Genomic DNA, 17,568 nt, shown 5'->3' with positions numbered 1-17,568 from the left:
ATATATAGAAAATTATCAACCAAATATTTGTTTTTAAGCACAGTTCATCCCAGTGTAGACTGGGATCCATTTTGTGTATGTGTTGTTACTAATGAATTCCTGCTATAGTTTATCCTAAGCCGAATCGAAAGGTTGTAATAACAAGAAATAAATAAAATTGGATTCCGTTTTGATTTGGATCACACTTTGACTGACTCCCTTCCTTCTGGGAAGGGCTGGGGATGGGATATGCTGAGTTTCGATACAACTAGCAACACTATTATAAACTAGTAGAACCTTAATGCTTATAACAAACAGGCAGTATTTCGCCCGGGGCAAGACAGTATTTAGTAACTTCTTCTTTAGATAGGATAGAGGTGTAGTTTACTTCATCTACTTTAAAACCAATAGATCGCAGCTTTTCAAAATAATCCCTACCGTAAATTCGTACATGGTCGTATTGTCCAAATATACGAGCCCGCTCCTGTGGATCGGTTATGCTGTCATCTTCAAAGGTGGTTTCCCTGTTCAAATCCTGAGGTATTTGAAAAATAGCCATTCCGCCGGGTTTTAAAACCCGATATAGCTCCTGCATAGCTTTAGTATCGTTAGGGATGTGTTCTAAAACGTGATTGCAAAAAATAACATCATATTCATTATCTGTAAATGGCAGGTTACAAATATCTGCTTTTACATCTGCTAAGGGAGAGTTAAGGTCTGTAGTAGTGTATTCTATATGTTTTAGTTCCCTAAACCGTTTATAAAATGCTTGCTCTGGTGCAAAATGCAATACTTTTGCCGGTGCAGTAAAAAAATCAGTTTCATTAATAAGATATAACCAAAGCAGTCTATGTCGTTCTAAAGATAAGGTAGAAGGCGATAATACATTATCCCTTTGGTTTTCATATCCATAAGGTAAAAAACGCGAAAAACTTTTGCCATCAATAGGATCGGTATAGGTATTTCCTTTTAAAAATAGAGATATAACAGGTCTTGCCAAGTAACTCAACCGAATTAAAACGGGTCTGGGTATGGTATTTAATATAAGTTTGAAAAGCTTTTTCATAATAGAGGTACACTAAGGGCACAAAACAAGTTTCAACGTTTCATAAAGATTTACAGAATAAAAACGTTTCATTTTTAAGTAAACTTATATGAACATTAATAAGAAGATCAGGTTTTTATTTTTATAAAAAAGTTAAACAGTCAATAGCTCTTGTCTAAAAGCATCTTCCTCATCAGACTCTATACCCAAAGCTTTGTATATATATTTAAAAGTAGATAAGATTTCTGGTTTGCCATCTACGATTGCAACATCATGCTCAAAATGAGCACTAGGTTTACCATCATTAGTTAATATAGTCCACCCGTCCCGTAATTGTTTAATACGGTGTGTACCCATATTGGTCATTGGTTCTATAGCAACCACCATTCCTTCTATAAACTTTTTGCCTCTTCCACGACGTCCATAATTTGGCATTTCAGGATCTTCATGCATTTTTCTGCCAAGTCCGTGACCTACTAATTCTCTAACTACACCATAACCAGCTTCTTCTGTAAATTTTTGAATAGCATATCCAACATCTCCAACGCGGTTTCCTAATTTAAACTCTGCAATACCAATGTATAAAGATTCTTTGGTTACCTTAAGTAGTTGTTTTACGTCTTCAGAAACTTCTCCAACCGGAAAAGTATAGGCATGATCCCCGTAAAAATCATTTTTAATAGCACCACAATCAATAGATATAATATCTCCCTCTACTAATGGAGTATTATTAGGGATCCCATGAACTACTTGAGCATTGGGACTCATACACAGTGTATTTGGAAAATCATACAGGCCTAAAAAACCAGGGATTGCCCCATGATCTCTAATAAATTCTTCGGCAAGTTTATCCAGATGTAAAGTGGTTACACCAGGTTTAACTTCGGCAGCTAACATCCCTAGTGTTTTAGAAACAACCAAAGCGCTTTCGCGCATTAATTCTATTTCTTCGCGTGTTTTGGTAATAATCATAATCGTAAAAACAATACTTTGATAAAAGAGGCAAATTTACAAAGAATAATGCTTGTTCTGCAGGTGCATATAATCTATTTTGATATTTCGCTTTTTGATGCAAATAAGCGAGGGGTATAACAAATTCTGTTTTTTTAGATATGGGCGTGACCACAAGGGTCGGGCTTTCTGTTTCAATTCCTCGCTCCTCCTTTGTCGGGCTGTGGGATTTACACTCCAATCCCTCACGCAAATTGTTGCATTTACAATAACACAAAAAGAAATGTATCGTATGTCTTAAGGAATAGCACTAATATGAGTTATAAGAATTAGATTTAAAAAAGCCGACAAATGGATTGATTTTTCATAGGATAACGAGGAAAAATTGTATCGATCTTATATCAAGTTCAGGGTACTACTGTTTTACAGTGTTTTTATAGTAAAAGAAGTGGTTAGACCAACGCTAAAATTTCTTGGGAGTTTATCCACTCCAAAAATAGCTCTGGAGTGTATGCCTTTTTCACCTAATATATCAAGAAATAAATCAGAAGCTCCATTTACTACAGTAGGAGAATCGTCCCAGCTAGTGCCAGATTGAAAGTATGCATCTATATGATTAAGCCCTATGATAGAGTCAAAACCAATTTTTTTATCTATTTGTGCAAGAACATTTATAGCGCATAATCGCATGGCTTCATAACCATCCTCTGTAGTAATAGAATCGCCTAGTCTGCCTTGATATAAATATTCACCATTTATTATAGGAAATTGAATCGCTATATATGCTATAGTGCCTCTAATATTTACAGAAGTATAAGATCCCCCTGGAGTAGAAACTTCAGGCAATTCAATATTGAGTTCTTTTAGTTTTTGATGTGGAGTCATTTATAATTTAATCTTCATAAGAGTGTTTATAAGGCGCACCCGATACGATTGCCAGAATATCTTTTTCCAGAGTTTCTCTTGCAAATTCTACATAACGACCTAATTCTTTTCCGTTTTTATAAAAAATAAAAGTAGGAACCCTGTCAATATTTAAGTCTTTTTCAAACCCCTCTGGAGTATCTTTTTCGCGAGTTACCGTTATTAGTTCTAGGTTGTTATAGTTAAACCCGGTAGTATCTAATATTTTATAAAAAGCAGGAGTTTCTCTTTTGCTATCACTACACCAAGTGCCCATAAAAGCTTTAATAGAAATATCTTTTACATACGGAGCCAGTTCTTTAACGGTAGTTTCATCTATAGTATACTCCTTATAATTTTTAGTAAACCAAGTGCCAAAAGGTTCTTGCTGCAAAGCTTTTCGATCTTGTTTTCCTACTAATATTTCGGGATTAGGTTTTTGAGACACGGTGCCAGAGGTTTGGGATTGGGTGTTTGTTGTTTTTGCGGTATCTGTTTTAGTAACCGAAGTACTGGCACAAGAAACGGAAAATGCGCAAAGACCAATAATAATTATCTTTTTCATTTTAATTAGAATAATGTGTGTAAAGTGTAAAAAAATATTCAATAGATCAAAAAAATGAACTACTTCTATACGAATATACCATAAAGTCAACAACCTCTAATTGATGTTAGAGGTTGTTTAACAAAATAGGTTTACTATTTCAAAGCTTTGTACAGGACAAAAAATCTATGATTTCCGATAAATGATTTACAATTAACAAACTACAGGTGTATTTATCGTTTTTTGCCATTCCAGCCCTTCGTCAAGTTCAGGATAAACTAAAGGCTAGAATCCATTTAGCCATAGAGTTATCCATGAGTAGATTCCGTTCTGCAACGGAATGACAAATCATCTCATCTCTATATCGTATAATTTTTTGTCATGTACTAAGATATCAAAGTTAAAACGATATTATTTTAATAGAGAATGTTGTGTCATCGCTTCAGGCTTTTGGATTCCCATAAGATCCAGAATAGTAGGAGCAATATCTCCTAAAACGCCATCCTTTATTTCTATTAGATCGGTATCTACCAAAATAAAAGGAACAGGATTGGTAGTGTGCGCTGTATTGGGAGTACCATCTGGATTAATCATAGTTTCGCAATTACCATGATCTGCAATCAAAAGGGTAGAGTAGTTGTTTTCTAATCCTGTAGTTACTACATCTTTTACACAAATATCTACAGCTTCACAAGCTTTAATAGCTGCCTCCATTACTCCTGTGTGTCCTACCATATCTCCATTTGCAAAATTTAAACATACAAAATCCGCTTCGCCTTTTTGTAGTTCTGTTACCAGTGCATCCCTTAGTTCATACGCACTCATTTCGGGTTTTAGGTCGTATGTTGCAACTTTAGGAGAGTTTTTTAATATTCTGGTTTCTCCTTTAAAAGGCTCTTCTTGCCCACCAGAAAAGAAAAAAGTTACGTGCGGGTATTTTTCGGTTTCTGCAATACGAATTTGTTTTTTACCAGCCTTAGAAATTATTTCACCCAGAGTTTCTGTAATATTATCCTTATTGTAGATCACCTTTATGTTTTCAAAACTTTCATCATAATTTGTCATAGTAACATAATATAAGGAGAGTTTGTGCGTGTTATATTCGTGCATATCTTTTTGAGAAAGCATTTCGGTTAATTCCCGACCACGATCGGTTCTGAAATTAAAAAACAGAACAACATCGCCTTCCTTTATGGTTGCTACAGGAGCTCCGTTTTCTTGCACTAAGATTGGTTCGATAAACTCATCGGTAACACCAGCATCATAACTGTTTTGGATACTCTGGATAGGGTCTTCGGTTTTTTTACCTACGCCATTTACGATAAGATCATACGCCAGTTTAACACGCTCCCATCGCTGATCTCTATCCATTGCATAGTATCTGCCTATTACAGAGGCCAGTTTCCCAGTGGTTTTAGATATATGATCCTTTATATCCTGAATGTGTCCTTTTCCGGATTTTGGATCTACATCACGACCGTCTGTAAATGCATGTAAAAAAACATTTTTTAACTCAAAAGCATTCGCTGCATCTAATATTCCTTTGATATGATTACTATGAGAATGTACTCCGCCATCGCTTACCAGACCAAGAAGATGTACGTTTTTGTTTTTTTCTTTAGCGTATTTAAAAGCATCTGTTAATACAAATTCATCTTTAAGTGTATTGTTTTGTACTGCTAAATTGATTTTAGCTAAATCTTGATAAACAATTCTACCTGCGCCAAGATTCATGTGCCCAACCTCACTATTACCCATTTGCCCGTCTGGTAAGCCTACATGAAGACCATCGGTACGTAATGCTGCATTTGGGTATTTTTTATACAAACTATCTATAAAAGGAGTATTTGCATGATCGATAGCAGATACTTTAGGATCAGGAGAGGTTCCCCACCCATCCAGAATCATTAAGATTACTTTTTTGTTCATAATAAACTCTTAGTTATGGTTTTTGGTTGGTTGTTTTTGAAGATCAAAACTCCAAAAATTAGAAAAAGAATCAAATTTACAACTTCATAAATAAGCAGGCAAAAAACACAGGTTATTACTTTGTTATTAGTACATTTTTGTAGGGTTAACAGAAGTGCTTTTTTTGTGAAATTATTAACGAATTTGTGTAAGTAAGGTTAAAAATGAGTTATTCTTGAAATAGTGTTATTTTTTATGAGGATAATGTAATTTATTTGCGCCGTCAAAATTTTGACAATCACAAATCCAAATTGAACTTATAAAAGCACAAAAAATGAAAAAGTTATCGATTTTAATTACATGTATGACAGTAAGTCTGGTATTAGCAAAGGATCCTGTAAAAAGTCTGGAAACATATAAAGTTGAGAAAACAGAAGTTGTAAATGTATCTCCATTTTGTATTTCTATTGCTAAAGGAGATTATGAAATGGTAAAAAAAATGGTTGAATTAGGAACTGAAGTAAATAAAACTTCAGAAGGGATGACTCCGCTTATGTACGCTGCTCGTTATAATAGAGTAGAAATAATTAAATTATTGGTAGCTAATGGGGCAGAAATCAATGTGAAAGATAAAAAAGGGTTTACTGCATTAAAGTATGCAGAATTATCCGGAGCTGATAATGCCAAAACATTATTATTGGAGCTAAAGAAAAAATAATATTTTAGAATTGTATCGTACAATTTGAATCCGCTAGGCATTATTATATGTTTAGCGGATTTTTTAATCTCCCTGTCAAGAAAAATATATACTCAAATAAATATACCTAATGAGGCTGCTTCATTGTTGGTTTTTATAAAACAAGGTTTTAAGATTTTGATGAATGTATTACATTAAAAGGTTAAAATTGTGTTATTATCTGGTAACAGATGTAACAAAATATTGGTTTTGGTAGTCATACTAAGTATAAGTCAATCAAATAATATAAAAAATCAATCTATCATGAAAAAATCAATTTTTACCATTTTAATGGCCGTATGTGTTACTTCTTTAAGTTTTGCTTCAGAATCTGACAAAAGTTTTAATGACAATAATAGTTCTGCTATTATTGCGTACAAAACAAGTCCGTTTTGTATGGCTATCGTAAAAGGAGACCTGGAAACTGTAAAGAAACTGATCGAACTAGGAAGTGATGTTAATGAAAAATCTGATGGAATGACCCCCCTTATGTATGCGGCACGATATAATCGTACAGATATTATTAAAATACTCGTAGAAAAAGGTGCTAAAATTAATACTAAAAATAGTAAAGGGTATACAGCAATGAAATTTGCAAAGCAATCTAATGCAAAAGAAGCTGTGGCGTTATTAGAAGAGTTGTCATAACTTTTTTAATTGAGTTTTTTAAAAGCCGTTAATTTGTATAAATTAACGGCTTTTATTATTTACTATACTTTTGTATCGCTTCTTTGATTTTTTCTATTCGATTATCAGGATCAGGATGTGTGCTTTGAAACTCTGGGGTACGGTTTGGTCCTCCGGCAGTTTTTAAGATTTTCATAACTCCAATCATCTCTTCGGCATTATATCCTGCATCGATCATAAATAAAACTCCTAGATCATCACTTTCTAACTCATCTTCGCGACCATTACCCAATAATATATTAGATCCTATACTGTTTACAATACCACCTGCATCTGCTCCAACAGAAGCACCTGTAGATATGGTCTTCCAGAATTCGTGTTCTGCTATTCTTTCTGCAGAATGTCTCCCTAATACATGCCCGATCTCATGACCTAATACGCCTGCTACCTGATCTTCATTTTCTAATTTAGACAGTAATGCATAAGTTATAAATATCTGTCCCCCGGGTAAGGCAAATGCATTAATAGTGTTTGGATCTGCCAATAAATGAAACTCATATTTATACGGAGTTTCTTTAGCCATACTGGAATTAACCAGTTTATTACCTACCATATCTATATAGTTCTGTAACTTTTGATCGGGGTATAGCCCACCGTGTTGTTGAGCCATTTCTGGAGCACTTTGCAATCCAATAGCAATCTCTTGATCACTTGTCATATTAATATTTTGTACTCTATTGGTATATGGATTGTGAGTTTTATTATTACACTTTTTAAAAAAAGCAAAAGCTACAATAGCCAAACCTATAAGTATCCTGATTTTTAAGCCGCCACGTCTCATTATAAATTAATTTAGGTCAGTAATTTACAGAAATGATCTTAAAGTTAAAAAATAAATGAAAGTAAAACTGTTCAAGAAAGTATTAGATTATGTAAATAGTTAAAAATAAAAGTTGCTTACTAAAAAATACAGGTATATTTAATTAGTAAGCAACTGCTAGGGGTGACCGTTTTTAGTTTTAAAACGGGGTTAGTGCAAACTAGCGTAGTTGAGTTTACAATAGTTAGCGATAAAATAATTGTGTATAATAGTATTTGCCATTTTCGTCTTTTATTGCAGCAATACCAGTATGGGTGTAGTCTCCTTCTATATTTTGTCTATGTCCATCGCTGGCAATCCAGCCATCTACCACACTTTTTGCATCGGGATAGGAACTAGCTACATTTTCAGCTGTAGAAACAGCATTTTCTTTTTCATTTAAGACATCGCCTCTGGAATTAAAATTATCGTGGCTAATGTCTTTTTTAGAGATCATATATCGTGTATGACCGATAGCTAATTCTTCTGCAGTACTATTTTTTGTTAAAGGTTTTAAGCCTTTTTCAGATCGATATTCATTTACTAATTTGAGGACTTCGTCGGCGACAGAAATTTCATTAGAATTGCTATCATCATTAGAACAAGAGGATAATACAGAGGATAGAATTAAAAATGTAAATAAATACTTTACTAAAGAAGTTTTCATAAAAATGGGGTTTTTTTACAAAATAACTTAAATAGTATGTTTTTATTATATATTTTTTTTAAATAATTCCGGATTAATATCTAATATGTTATTCTTAATGTATTGATTAATAAATTTTTCGGTAAAATAATTACTGCCAATTAATTTTGCTTTATTTAGCTCTTGTACTATATTTATTTTTTGATATTCTTTTAGCATGTAAATAGAAAGAGGAGCATACGAGTAGTGCCATGGTTCATACTTAAACCCTTTTCTGTCCTCTTTATTTGTGTATACAAGAAAAAAACCAAAAGTATTTGCATTAGTGTCCATCCATTCTTTAAACTTACAAAAGGGACCATTGCCTTCAAAATTTTCGGTTAGAAGTAAGTTTTTTGGTTGTACAGCATTACCATCTACAATATCTAAATCTGTTCCCCAATGATGCCTTGATGTGCCTGGTATTGTAGAATATTCTACAATTTTGTTTATAGCTTCTGTGGGAGATAATCCTTCTGAAGTAAATTTTTTGTACTTACGATCCCATATCTGGTTTTGGTGAGCGTAACTTCTGTAACTGGAAACTACTTTTATTTTAAATCCACTTTTGGATGCGGCAGCTTTCATTTTTAAAAAAGCTTCATGTGCTTCTTTTCGAAGTTTGTATGTGTCCCCAAAAAGAGGAATATCACTTTTTCCGATTAAATCATCTTTAGAAAATTTGGATTGTAATATAGAAAACGACGGCATTAGTACTCCTAATATCCCCAAAGAACTGATTTCAATAAAATTTCGTCTTATCATGGTTTTATATTACAATCCAATAAATGTTTTTTAAGATATGTTATTCCATAATTCCATCTACTATACCATATTCCAAAGATTCTTGAGCATCCATCCAATAGTCGCGATTAAAATCTTTTAATACTTTTTCGATATCCTGACCGCAATTATCTGCAAGAATTTGAGCACTTAGCTCTTTTGTTTTAATGATTTCTGTGGCTTGAATTTCTATATTGGAAGCCTGACCTCTGGCGCCACCACTTGGTTGATGTATCATTACTTTTGCATGTGGCTGTATAAATCTTCTGCCTTTTTCACCCACACTTAAAAGAATAGAACCCATAGATGCTGCCAACCCTGTACAAATAGTAGATACCGGGCTTTTTAAACTTTTTATGGTGTCGTACATTGCAAACCCAGAAGTAACATATCCGCCCGGGCTATTAATATATAACTTGATTTCTTTATGGTTAACCATATCCAGATACATAAGCCTGTCGATTACATGTTTTGCAGATTTATCATCTACTTGCCCCCAAAGAAACACACTTCGTTCCTCTAAAAATTTTTTGTCGATTAGATCTTGTGTTTTTCCTGATTTCTCTTTCATTATTTATAGTTTTAATTCTTTTTTGATTTTTTTTGAGTATTTAAAAATTCTTTAAACCCCTTATTAAGTCTGCTACTTGGGGTATTATTGTTTTTTGAGAATCCTTCACATCTTTGAGATAAATGTATAATTATTTTTGCAGAAAATCATCATATAGATTTAGCATTTCATAAAATTTTAAAAACAGAATCTTTATTTGGTTTTGTTTTTAGTATTAAAAATGATAAATGACCAGTTGTCCAAATGTTATTTCAAAATAACGTTTCAGAGTAATGTTTAATCAAAATTTTAAATATTGAAAAGAATTAGAGATAAATACAAATGGTAAAAAATATAGCTTCAAAAACAAATTTGAATGCTTTTGGATTAAGACAGTCTTTTTTGTATAAAGTTATTGGATATACATGCAACTATTGGAGGATAAAATTGTCTTTTTATTTAAAAAAAAAAGATACACACAAGAAGTAGTAGTTTCTTTAAAACCAGGTTGATTTTTTACAACCACAATAACCTAATGTTTGTAAGAAAACAAACCAGAAAGTACTACTTCTGCTCTTAAACCTATTAACCAATTAAAATATGATAACACAAGAAGAAGCAGTAGTTCAAAAAGTCTTTAAACAATTAGACGGTATGTCAAAAATAGAAGTATATGATATACTTTTTAAGATAGAGAGCATGTTGTTGGATTTTAAAAGTCCTATTCGGTATGAAGAACTTAAAGAATCATTAGAAAGTACTTCCAGAAAAATAAACGCAGATGCGGCAGATAATTTTGGGCATTTTTATTTGGAAGATCAGTGTGAGTATATCAAAATATATAAAGCCAAAACTTTGTTGCCTGATTTTTTTGGTAAAGAATTATTATATTTTTTCACACCTTGGCAATTGAAAATTATGGATTATACAGACGAAAACCTGAAAAGTACTTTTGAAGGAACCCATCTGGAGGATGTGTTAAACAGATTTTTAGAAACCCATACTGCACAAACACGAAACCCTGTTACCAATAGATTTATCTTTTTGGAACTCTTGGATCAAATGGATTTGAATCCTTGAAAATGGCTTGGTTTTTAACATAGAAACTCAAGTTGATATAAAAGAACCATTGATTTAATGGATCTCAATAATATGTTAAGAACAATTATGGTAGCAAAAAAACAAAACCGGATATGGAAACATATCTGGTTTTGTTTTTTCCTTTAAACAATAATAAATAGATTTGTTAGGAATTATCTTAATAAAAAAAATATGGCTTTGCAGACACAAAAAATCCCGGTAACTATAATCACAGGTTTTCTGGGATCCGGTAAAACAACTTTAATACATAAAATTGCTCAAAATGCTAATGGCAGAAGATTAGCGATTATTGTTAACGAGTTTGGCGAACTGGGTATGGATGCAGAAATATTAAAAGGTAATGATTGTGGATGCGAAGAAGAAAATATACTAGAGTTAAGTAATGGTTGCCTTTGTTGTACGGTACAAGAAGAATTTCTGCCGACAATGCTGCAATTAATGGAGCGTAAACAAGATATCGACCATATTATTATAGAAACCTCTGGATTAGCATTGCCTAAACCACTATTAAAAGCTTTTAACTGGCCCGATTTAAAACCGCAAATCACTGTAGATGCAGTAATTACTGTGGTAGATAGTGTAGGACAAGCTACGGGAGAAATATGCGATCGGGATAAGGTGCAATCGCAAAGGCTAGAAGATGAAAATCTGGATCACGAATCCTCTATAGAAGAGCTGTTTGAAGATCAGTTGGCATGTGCAGATTTGATTGTAATGACAAAATCAGATTTAATTAACCAAGAGCAATATGAGGAGGTAAAGGATATTATCCAGAACCGGGTAGGAGAAAAAGTCAAACTAATTTCAGCCGTAAAAGGAGATATTTCTGTAGAGGTACTATTAGGCATAGATGCCAAAGCCGAAGACCATGTAGACAGCAAACACTCGCATCATGAAGACCACCATCACCATCATGACCATGACGATCATCACCACGATCATGACCATGACGAGACTATAAACTCTATCGTTATAGAAGTAAAAGCAGCACATACACCACAAACATTAATAAAAGCATTAAAAGAATTAGTTGCGCAAAACTCTATTTATCGAATTAAAGGAATCATACACGTGCCCGGTAAACCAATGCGCATGATCGTTCAAGGAGTAGCAGAACGGTTTGAAAATTATTTTGACAGAAAATGGAAAGATGCAGAGCCAAAAGCTACACGCTTAGTAATTATAGGAGAAAAACTAGAAGAGGATAAAATCCAACAGGCATTAGAAGAAAAACTTAGGATAGTAGCAGAAGTATAAAAATATCCTAAAAGGTAATTAATTTAAAATTTATACCCTTGAAAATATATACACGCAAAGGAGATACCGGTATGACCGGAGTTTTTGGAGGAAAAAGAGAATATAAAGATTCTGCTCGTATAGAGTGCAACGGAGCCTTGGATGAAGCAAACTCTACCATTGGTTTGTTACGGGCAAAATTAAGTAATGACCACGAGTGGCAACCAAATTTGCATAAAATCCAAAAAGATTTGATGGATATGATGTCGCATTTGGCAAGACCATCCGATTCCAAAAAAGAAAATACAAATCCTAAACCTATAGACGGAGCAGATTTTTGCGAACAGTGGATGGATGCCATGGAGGCCGCTATAAGCTCTCCTTCAGATTACTTTTTATTACCAGGTGGGAACGAAATTTCTGCTTTATGCCATGTATGCAGAACCCAAATACGAAGAGGAGAGCGCAGACTGGTTACTTTAATGCACGAAGACCCAAACTCTGTAGAAGAATATGTGGTAGCATATATTAATAGATTATCAGATTTGTTCTTTACTATGGCAAGGGCAGAAATGGATAAAGCAGGGGTAGCAGAAGAAAAATGGCAATTATTTTTGTATAAACGAAAAAAGAAAACAACATAATTATTTTGCACACTATCTATGGAGTAGCTTTAGGACCAGGAGACCCCGAGCTTCTTACCCTAAAAGCATTACGAATACTAAAGGAAGCAGATCTTATTTTTTATCCTGGATCTATTAGCAAAGATCAGAAAAAAAGCTTTGTGTATCCTATTTTACAATATCACGGGCTAGAAAAAAAAGAATTAACAGGCTTTTTTCTAAAAATGTCGAGTGATCGCAAAGAAGCTTCAGATACGTACACAATAACCACAAAAAATATAGAAGAAGCCTATCATTCGGGAAAAAAAATAGCAATTGTATGCGAGGGGGATATTAGCTTATATGCCTCTTTTTCCTATATACTAAAACAGCTTCAGGATTTAGAATTACCCATTTCTTTAGTGCCGGGCATTAACTCCTTTTCTTTAGGAGCATCCCGGCATCAAGTGCCATTAAGTTTGCTTAATGATAAGGTTGCGATACTGCCAAGAGTAAAAAATATCGAGGAAATCACACAGTATTTTCAAGAATTTGATACCGTAGTATTAATGAAAATACGTTCTGGGTGGAATACTTTTTATACAGACTTGGTACAAAAAAACTGGAAATACTATTATTGTGAACGCTTAGGAACTAATAAAGAATATATAACCACAGAGATAACTGCTCTGGCTACCAGAGAAATCCCATATTTCTCTTTATTAATTATAAAAAAATGATCAAAGTTGTAGGATTAGGTCCGGGACATGCCGACTATATTATCCCGATGGCTGCCCAAGCAATTTCAGAAGCTACCGTAATCATAGGATATCATTATTATTTTCAATTTATACAACATCTGGTGCACCCAAATGCATTGTGTATAGGAAAAGAATTAAGCGAAGAAGAAAAAAGAGCTGAAATAGCAATACAACATGCCCTGGAAGGAGAACATGTCGTGGTGATAGGCTCTGGCGACGCCAGTATATATGCAATGGCATCTATTGTATATCAAAAAGTAGCAGAGCAAAACTTAGATATTCCTGTAGAAACAGTGCCGGGGATTTCTGCCTTTATTACCGCAGGTAGTAAATTAGGAGCCGTATTAGGACACGATTTTTGTTGTATTTCCTTATCTGATTTAATGACACCGTGGACCACCATCGAGAAACGTATTCACGCCGCGGCAATGGGAGATTTTGTAACCGGTCTTTATAATCCCAAAAGTAAAAAGCGGTATTGGCAATTGCAGACCTTAAAAAATATATATCTAGAATACCGCTCTGCAACAACGCCAGTAGCAATATGTAAACAATTAGGAAGAACCGAAGAAGAGATTAAAATTACTACCTTAGGAAATCTGGATGTAAACGACGTAGATATGTTTTGCGTGGTGCTTATAGGAAACAGCCAAACCTTTAAGTATAAAGATCACTTAATTACTCCCAGAGGGTATCTAAACAGAAAGCCAGAAACAGGCGAAGAGATACAACAAGCCAGTTTTGCCGAAATACTAAATAATATTCCGCAAAATACATTGGCAAAAGATACATTATGGGCAGCTATACGATGTATCCATACTTCAGGAGATTTTGAGTACATAAACTATCTTAAAACTTCAGAAAATGCGATTTCGATCTGGCATGAGTATCTAATAAAAGGAGGAACCATAGTTACCGATGTAACCATGGTAGCAGCAGGAATTACAAAAGCATATACTGCCAAGTATAACAATAAGGTGATTTGTTTGTTAAATGATAAAGAATCTCTTGAACTTGCTGAAAAAGAAGGATTAACACGTACCCAGGCAGGTATAAAATTAGCGGCAAAAAAATATCCCAAGGCACTATTTGTTATAGGTAATGCCCCAACGGCATTAATCGAAATAGCAGATCAGATACAAGAAGGGGTACTATCCCCAACAGGAGTTATTGGTGCCCCGGTAGGATTTATTAATGTAATAGAATCCAAAGAAAGGCTAAAAACAATAAACAATACACCCTATGCATTAATTACCGAAAAACGAGGAGGAAGTAATTTTGCAGCAGCTATTGTAAACGCAGCATTTACTCTGCAAGAAGCCAAAATATAAACGGATATGAAAGAAGAACCCCAACAACGTTTATTTACTAAGGAAGAACAAGAATTATTAGAAGAAATACTAATGCATCGCAGGGATGTTAGGGGAAACCACTTTTTAAATACTCCGATACCACAACAAGCGGTAGATACGATACTACAAGCAGCGTTAGAAGCCCCCTCGGTTGGGTTCTCACAACCCTGGGAGTTTGTATTGATTCGGGATCAAAAAACAAAGCAAGCAGTAAAAGAAACTTTTTCTGAAGAAACAGCATACGCAGCAACCCAATTTACAGACCAAAAACAAAAAGAATACATTAAGCTTAAGTTAGAAGGAATTTTAGAATCTCCGCTAAACATAGCCGTATTTTACACTCCTAAAGATGGTCCTGTTCTTGGGCAAACCAGTATGCCCGATATGGGTAAATACAGCGTGGTTTGTGCCATACAAAATATGTGGCTCATGGCGCGATCCTTAAACATAGGCATGGGATGGGTGAGTATTTTGGATCCTCAAAAAGTAAAACAAGTACTTAAAGCCCCAGAAAAAAACGAGTTAATAGGATACTTGTGCTTTGGATATACCGATATGTTTTATAACCAACCAGAATTAGAATTAAAAAAATGGGATCGTAAAAAGCTTCAAAAAGAAGTGGTTGTTCAAGAAAAGTACAGAGTGTAACCATTCATACTAAGACTTCAAAAATCTTAATACGGATAGACATAGAATATACAATAAAAAATACTATGACTTTTTATGTAATAGGTATCGGAAATAAAGAACCAAACTTTACTGTAAAGCAGCAACAAGATATTCTGGATACCCATGTTTTTAGCGGTGGAAAACGACATTATGAATTGGTGAAAGGTTACCTCCCTAAAAATCATCAATGGATACCCATTCAATCTCCCATGCAGGAGGTATTTACTGCATACGAAGAAACGTCTGGTACAATTGTAATTTTCGCTTCAGGAAACCCTTTGTTTTATGGTTTTTCCAATACATTAAAAAATAAATATCCAGATGCAGAAATCGTAACGACTCCTTACTTTAGCTCGATTCAATTATTGGCTAATGCAATGCATATAAATAGTAGCCATTTACAAACCATAAGCGTACATGGCAGAACCTGGAAAGCATTAGATGTTGTTTTAATCCAACAAAAAGAATGTATTGGAGTGCTTACCGATACCGATAAAAACCCAGCTACCATTGCAAAACGACTTTTGGAGTATGGATATGATAATTATAAAATATTTGTAGGCGAAGATATAGAAGGAACAGAGGAGAAGTTTCAAGAATTATCTTTGCCTGAAGCTCCCATGATGAGATTTCATCCTCTTAATTGTGTTATACTAAAAAAGACTACACATCGACAAATTGATTTTGGGATAAGAGATACAGATTTTAAAGGCTTACCGGGCAGGCCTAAGATGATTACCAAAATGCCTGTTCGATTAATGACGCTACATTATTTAAACATTCTTAACATAAATACACTATGGGACATTGGTTTTTGTACAGGATCGGTTAGTATAGAAGCTAAATTAAAAAATCCGGATATAACAGTAGTCGCTTTTGAAAAAAGACCAGAATGTGAAGCGATTATGATAGAGAATCAAAAACGATTAGGGGTTCCGGGAATCCAAGTAGTAATGGGAGATTTTTTGGAGCAAGATCTTAGTACATTACCAAAACCAGATACGATATTTATTGGTGGGCACGGAGGTAAATTAGAGCAACTGTTTTTAAAGATGACTCCCTTTTTACATCAGGGCACAAGTATTGTTATCAATGCCGTAAAACAAAGTTCGATATTGGTTTTTAAAGAACAATGTGCAAAAATAGGGTATACAATTATCCAAGAAAATACCATCACATTAGATACAAATAATCCTATTACAATAGTAAAGGCAGTTACACCTTCAAGGTTTCCAAAAACCTTGAAGGTGTACAAAACCTTGAAGGTCTGATCTCTTACTCATCTGTTGGAAACCCATTTATGGATAGTGTTTTTAATTCCTTGTTTGCATCCTGATACATAAAATACACTTTTAGCTCTGGGTGTGATTTCAAAAACTCTTTAGAGCGATCTAATCCCATAGTCATGAACGCGGTAGCATAGGCATCGGCTTCCATACAAGTATTGGCAATGACCGAAACTGCCAAAAGGTTGGATTTTAAAGGATACCCGGTTTTAGGGTTTAAAATATGAATATACCGCTCTCCATTTTCATTGGTTTTATATTTTCTATATCCTCCAGAGGTTGCCATAGCTTCATTATGCAGCTCAATAATTTTACTATAGGATTGGGTTCCGTCAAAATTAGGATCTTCTACCCCTATTCTCCACGGTTTTTCTTTTACTACATTAGTTCCTTTTCCTACGATCTCTCCTCCTATTTCTACTAAATAATTTTTATATCCTTTTTGTTCTAAAAATCCTGCAAATACATCTACCGCATAGCCTTTTGCCAAAGCATTAAAATCTATAAATGTTTTGGGATTACTTTTTATAATGGAATTATCTTTTAACACTACTTTATCCAAACCTACCGATACTAACAGGCTATCGATTTTAAGGCTGTCTAACGAGATTATTTTTCCTTCTGGCCCAAAGTCCCATGCATTTACCAAAATACCTACGGTTGGATCAAAAGCCCCCTCGGTTTCATGATATATCTGTTTGGAAGCGGTCATTACTTTTTTAAAATGATCGTCTACAGTTACCGTAGTATCCCCGGCATTAATTCTGGAAATATCAGAATCTGCAATGTAGGTAGACATAGATTTATTGATAACAGTAATTATACTATCATACGATTTGGAATAATCTACCTGTTTTGTGTCTATAAATTGAATAGAAAAAGTAGTCCCAAAAGCTTCTCCATTAGCATAATTAAGATGTAATTGCGGTTCGTTTTTACAAGAAACTAATCCAATAAAAAGTATAAAAAGTATTTTTTTGATCTTATTCAT

At 34.0% G+C, this 17,568-nt stretch carries 19 protein-coding genes; 9 read left to right on the top strand and 10 right to left on the bottom strand.

Annotation, left to right across the window (positions count from 1 at the left end):
• Window positions 1–277: 277 nt before the first annotated feature.
• The 5 genes from ACZIYX_RS18325 to gpmI form a co-directional block, all read right to left on the bottom strand.
• A complete protein-coding gene (locus ACZIYX_RS18325) occupies window positions 278–1,045 on the bottom strand; it encodes a class I SAM-dependent methyltransferase (RefSeq protein WP_462683712.1) in 768 nt (255 codons plus the stop codon).
• A 132-nt stretch (window positions 1,046–1,177) separates the two neighbouring features.
• Window positions 1,178–1,996 carry a type I methionyl aminopeptidase gene (gene map, locus ACZIYX_RS18320; protein WP_462683711.1) on the bottom strand — a complete coding sequence of 273 codons (819 nt, stop codon included), beginning with the start codon at window positions 1,994–1,996 and terminating at the stop codon, window positions 1,178–1,180.
• Window positions 1,997–2,398: 402 nt separating this feature from the next.
• Window positions 2,399–2,860: a RidA family protein gene (locus ACZIYX_RS18315; RefSeq protein ID WP_462683710.1), complete on the bottom strand. Its 462-nt coding sequence runs from the start codon at window positions 2,858–2,860 to the stop codon at window positions 2,399–2,401.
• A gap of 7 nt (window positions 2,861–2,867) precedes the next feature.
• On the bottom strand, window positions 2,868–3,443 hold the full coding sequence (locus tag ACZIYX_RS18310) for a thioredoxin family protein (RefSeq protein WP_462683709.1): 576 nt from the start codon (window positions 3,441–3,443) through the stop codon (window positions 2,868–2,870).
• 390 nt (window positions 3,444–3,833) lie between these two features.
• Window positions 3,834–5,351: a 2,3-bisphosphoglycerate-independent phosphoglycerate mutase gene (gene gpmI, locus ACZIYX_RS18305; protein ID WP_462683708.1), complete on the bottom strand. Its 1,518-nt coding sequence runs from the start codon at window positions 5,349–5,351 to the stop codon at window positions 3,834–3,836.
• Between the two features lie 313 nt (window positions 5,352–5,664).
• Here gpmI and ACZIYX_RS18300 point away from each other — a divergent pair, with 313 nt between their 5' ends.
• Window positions 5,665–6,048, top strand: coding sequence for an ankyrin repeat domain-containing protein (locus ACZIYX_RS18300; protein WP_462683707.1), 384 nt, complete (start codon window positions 5,665–5,667; stop codon window positions 6,046–6,048).
• Window positions 6,049–6,330: 282 nt separating this feature from the next.
• Window positions 6,331–6,714, top strand: coding sequence for an ankyrin repeat domain-containing protein (locus ACZIYX_RS18295; RefSeq protein WP_462683706.1), 384 nt, complete (start codon window positions 6,331–6,333; stop codon window positions 6,712–6,714).
• Window positions 6,715–6,769: 55 nt separating this feature from the next.
• Here the strand turns inward: ACZIYX_RS18295 and ACZIYX_RS18290 are convergent, their stop codons facing one another.
• From ACZIYX_RS18290 to ACZIYX_RS18275, 4 genes are all read right to left on the bottom strand, one after another.
• On the bottom strand, window positions 6,770–7,534 hold the full coding sequence (locus tag ACZIYX_RS18290; protein ID WP_462683705.1) for a M48 family metalloprotease: 765 nt from the start codon (window positions 7,532–7,534) through the stop codon (window positions 6,770–6,772).
• A 223-nt stretch (window positions 7,535–7,757) separates the two neighbouring features.
• Complete coding sequence (locus tag ACZIYX_RS18285; RefSeq protein ID WP_462683704.1) at window positions 7,758–8,219, bottom strand: CAP domain-containing protein; 462 nt, start codon at window positions 8,217–8,219, stop codon at window positions 7,758–7,760.
• A gap of 45 nt (window positions 8,220–8,264) precedes the next feature.
• The gene (locus ACZIYX_RS18280) at window positions 8,265–9,002 is read right to left on the bottom strand and encodes a M15 family metallopeptidase (RefSeq protein WP_462683703.1); all 738 of its coding nucleotides are present in this window, start codon (window positions 9,000–9,002) and stop codon (window positions 8,265–8,267) included.
• 40 nt (window positions 9,003–9,042) lie between these two features.
• A complete protein-coding gene (locus tag ACZIYX_RS18275) occupies window positions 9,043–9,591 on the bottom strand; it encodes a ClpP family protease (protein WP_462683702.1) in 549 nt (182 codons plus the stop codon).
• 579 nt (window positions 9,592–10,170) lie between these two features.
• Here ACZIYX_RS18275 and ACZIYX_RS18270 point away from each other — a divergent pair.
• The 7 genes from ACZIYX_RS18270 to cbiE all read left to right on the top strand — a co-directional run bounded on the left by ACZIYX_RS18270 (window position 10,171) and on the right by cbiE (window position 16,562).
• Window positions 10,171–10,650 carry a hypothetical protein gene (locus ACZIYX_RS18270; protein WP_462683701.1) on the top strand — a complete coding sequence of 160 codons (480 nt, stop codon included), beginning with the start codon at window positions 10,171–10,173 and terminating at the stop codon, window positions 10,648–10,650.
• Window positions 10,651–10,848: 198 nt separating this feature from the next.
• Window positions 10,849–11,928, top strand: a complete 1,080-nt coding sequence (gene cobW / locus ACZIYX_RS18265; RefSeq protein ID WP_462683700.1) for a cobalamin biosynthesis protein CobW — start codon at window positions 10,849–10,851, stop codon at window positions 11,926–11,928.
• 38 nt (window positions 11,929–11,966) lie between these two features.
• The gene (locus tag ACZIYX_RS18260; RefSeq protein ID WP_462683699.1) at window positions 11,967–12,551 is read left to right on the top strand and encodes a cob(I)yrinic acid a,c-diamide adenosyltransferase; all 585 of its coding nucleotides are present in this window, start codon (window positions 11,967–11,969) and stop codon (window positions 12,549–12,551) included.
• 5 nt (window positions 12,552–12,556) lie between these two features.
• Window positions 12,557–13,249 carry a precorrin-2 C(20)-methyltransferase gene (gene cobI / locus ACZIYX_RS18255; protein WP_462683698.1) on the top strand — a complete coding sequence of 231 codons (693 nt, stop codon included), beginning with the start codon at window positions 12,557–12,559 and terminating at the stop codon, window positions 13,247–13,249.
• A complete protein-coding gene (cobJ, locus tag ACZIYX_RS18250) occupies window positions 13,246–14,601 on the top strand; it encodes a precorrin-3B C(17)-methyltransferase (protein WP_462683697.1) in 1,356 nt (451 codons plus the stop codon). Before cobI ends, cobJ begins: the two co-directional genes overlap by 4 nt.
• 6 nt (window positions 14,602–14,607) lie before the next feature.
• The gene (gene bluB, locus ACZIYX_RS18245) at window positions 14,608–15,270 is read left to right on the top strand and encodes a 5,6-dimethylbenzimidazole synthase (protein ID WP_462683696.1); all 663 of its coding nucleotides are present in this window, start codon (window positions 14,608–14,610) and stop codon (window positions 15,268–15,270) included.
• A 65-nt stretch (window positions 15,271–15,335) separates the two neighbouring features.
• Window positions 15,336–16,562, top strand: a complete 1,227-nt coding sequence (gene cbiE, locus ACZIYX_RS18240) for a precorrin-6y C5,15-methyltransferase (decarboxylating) subunit CbiE (RefSeq protein WP_462683695.1) — start codon at window positions 15,336–15,338, stop codon at window positions 16,560–16,562.
• A 4-nt stretch (window positions 16,563–16,566) separates the two neighbouring features.
• On the opposite strand, the gene ACZIYX_RS18235 is transcribed toward cbiE, so the two are convergent.
• A complete protein-coding gene (locus tag ACZIYX_RS18235; protein WP_462683694.1) occupies window positions 16,567–17,568 on the bottom strand; it encodes an FAD:protein FMN transferase in 1,002 nt (333 codons plus the stop codon).

The sequence above is a fragment of the Aquimarina sp. genome (assembly GCF_977115655.1).
The sequence above is the reverse complement of the archived record's forward strand: the minus strand, read 5'-3'. Positions and strand labels throughout refer to the sequence as shown.

Bases quoted from the DNA above. Each gene is read 5' to 3' on its own strand.
- ACZIYX_RS18325 (WP_462683712.1), bottom strand. From the start codon at position 1,045: ATGAAAAAGCTTTTCAAACTTATATTAAATACCATACCCAGACCCGTT.
- map (WP_462683711.1), bottom strand. From the start codon at position 1,996: ATGATTATTACCAAAACACGCGAAGAAATAGAATTAATGCGCGAAAGC.
- ACZIYX_RS18315 (WP_462683710.1), bottom strand. From the start codon at position 2,860: ATGACTCCACATCAAAAACTAAAAGAACTCAATATTGAATTGCCTGAA.
- ACZIYX_RS18310 (WP_462683709.1), bottom strand. From the start codon at position 3,443: ATGAAAAAGATAATTATTATTGGTCTTTGCGCATTTTCCGTTTCTTGT.
- gpmI (WP_462683708.1), bottom strand. From the start codon at position 5,351: ATGAACAAAAAAGTAATCTTAATGATTCTGGATGGGTGGGGAACCTCT.
- ACZIYX_RS18300 (WP_462683707.1), top strand. From the start codon at position 5,665: ATGAAAAAGTTATCGATTTTAATTACATGTATGACAGTAAGTCTGGTA.
- ACZIYX_RS18295 (WP_462683706.1), top strand. From the start codon at position 6,331: ATGAAAAAATCAATTTTTACCATTTTAATGGCCGTATGTGTTACTTCT.
- ACZIYX_RS18290 (WP_462683705.1), bottom strand. From the start codon at position 7,534: ATGAGACGTGGCGGCTTAAAAATCAGGATACTTATAGGTTTGGCTATT.
- ACZIYX_RS18285 (WP_462683704.1), bottom strand. From the start codon at position 8,219: ATGAAAACTTCTTTAGTAAAGTATTTATTTACATTTTTAATTCTATCC.
- ACZIYX_RS18280 (WP_462683703.1), bottom strand. From the start codon at position 9,002: ATGATAAGACGAAATTTTATTGAAATCAGTTCTTTGGGGATATTAGGA.
- ACZIYX_RS18275 (WP_462683702.1), bottom strand. From the start codon at position 9,591: ATGAAAGAGAAATCAGGAAAAACACAAGATCTAATCGACAAAAAATTT.
- ACZIYX_RS18270 (WP_462683701.1), top strand. From the start codon at position 10,171: ATGATAACACAAGAAGAAGCAGTAGTTCAAAAAGTCTTTAAACAATTA.
- cobJ (WP_462683697.1), top strand. From the start codon at position 13,246: ATGATCAAAGTTGTAGGATTAGGTCCGGGACATGCCGACTATATTATC.
- bluB (WP_462683696.1), top strand. From the start codon at position 14,608: ATGAAAGAAGAACCCCAACAACGTTTATTTACTAAGGAAGAACAAGAA.
- cbiE (WP_462683695.1), top strand. From the start codon at position 15,336: ATGACTTTTTATGTAATAGGTATCGGAAATAAAGAACCAAACTTTACT.
- ACZIYX_RS18235 (WP_462683694.1), bottom strand. From the start codon at position 17,568: ATGAATAAGATCAAAAAAATACTTTTTATACTTTTTATTGGATTAGTT.